At 59.0% G+C, this 1,441-nt stretch carries 1 protein-coding gene; it reads right to left on the bottom strand.

The window, feature by feature from the left end; genetic code table 11:
* Positions 1-35 precede the first annotated feature (35 nt).
* Positions 36-1,385, bottom strand: coding sequence for an IS256 family transposase (locus tag HMPREF3097_RS09420; RefSeq protein ID WP_070762047.1), 1,350 nt, complete (start codon positions 1,383-1,385; stop codon positions 36-38).
* Between the last annotated feature and the right edge of the window lie 56 nt (positions 1,386-1,441).

Here is a 1,441-nt window from a genome sequence, read left to right as displayed (position 1 = left end):
GAGAGTGTCCGATTGTTTGTGTGCGGGGGCTTGGTTTACAAGTAGTCCGCGAATCGGTCGGGGTATGCCACAGCTAGTTGGTTGATGGCTTGTTTCCACCCGGTGGCTTTCGCCCCTTCAACATAGCCGTTGCATTCGATGTCGCGCTTCGCTTTTTTCGCTCGCTGGGCAGCGCGCTTGTCTTCGATGTTGCAGATCATCAGCCACAGCGTTTTCAGCGCCGCGGTGTCGTTCGGGAATTGCCCGCGGTTACGGGTAGCTTTACGCAGTTCAGCGTTGAGCGATTCGATCGAATTCGTGGTGTAGAGCACCCGGCGGGCCGCTGGCGGGAACTGTAAAAACGGCACGAACCGGTCCCAGGCGTCGCGCCAGACTTTGACCGATTGCGGGTATCTCTGGCCCAGTTCACTGGCCTGGAACGCGTCCAGGCTGGCACGTGCGGTGTCCTCGTTGGCGGCCGTGTAGACCTCACGTAGCGCACGGGAGACAGATTTGCGGTCCTGATGCGACACCCACCGGTTCGAAGCCCGAATCAGGTGCACAATGCAGGTTTGCACCATGGAATTCGGCCAGGTTGCCTCGACAGCTTCCGGCAAGCCTTTGAGCCCGTCGCAGCACACGATGAACACGTCCTGGACGCCACGGTTGGCCAGATCCGCGCACACCGATGCCCAGAATGCAGCGCCTTCATTATCGGCAATCCACAATCCCAGGATGTGCTTGATGCCGTCCATGTCGACACCAACCGCCATGTAGCAGGCCTTATTGACCACGCGGTGACCGTCACGGATTTTCACGCGTAGCGCGTCGAGGAAGATCACCGGGTAAAACTCGTCGAGCTGGCGGTTTTGCCAGATCATGACCTCGTCTAACACCGCATCGGTGATCGTGCTGATCGTATCCGGGCTCATATCCACCCCGAGCGTGGTCGCGAGGTGATGCTGAATATCGCGCACTGTCATCCCACCGGCGTATAGCGAGACGATCATGTCGTCGAGCTCTGTGAGCCGACGTGCGCCCTTGGGCACCATCTTCGGAGTAAACGTGCCGGCACGATCCCTGGGCACGGTCACTTCCACCGCGCCGTAGCCAGAATTGACGGTCTTGGTGTACGACCCGTTGCGGTGATTGCCGCCGTGCACGGGTTCAACCTGGGCTTTGGACTTGCGGTCGGAGTGGCTATAGCCCAAATGCGCATCCATCTCCGCCTGCAGACCAGCGTTGATTGATGCCTGCAGCAGGCCTTTGACCAGCTCGCTGGCATCATCAGCGGAGGTCGACAGCTCGCTGATCAGGCTAGCCAGCTCAGGATTTTCCATCAGCTTCTCGCTGATCTCGTTGACCCTCGCCGGGTCATGGCCTTTCTTCGGTGACACAGTAGTCATTATCGGTGACACTCCTTCTCGATCAGAGCCTCACACACAAACTTCCTGACACCCTC

The organism is Corynebacterium sp. HMSC27B11, from assembly GCF_001815985.1.
GTDB lineage: Bacteria > Actinomycetota > Actinomycetes > Mycobacteriales > Mycobacteriaceae > Corynebacterium.
Note: the sequence above shows the minus strand (reverse complement) of the source record. Positions and strands in the feature narration are given on the sequence as shown.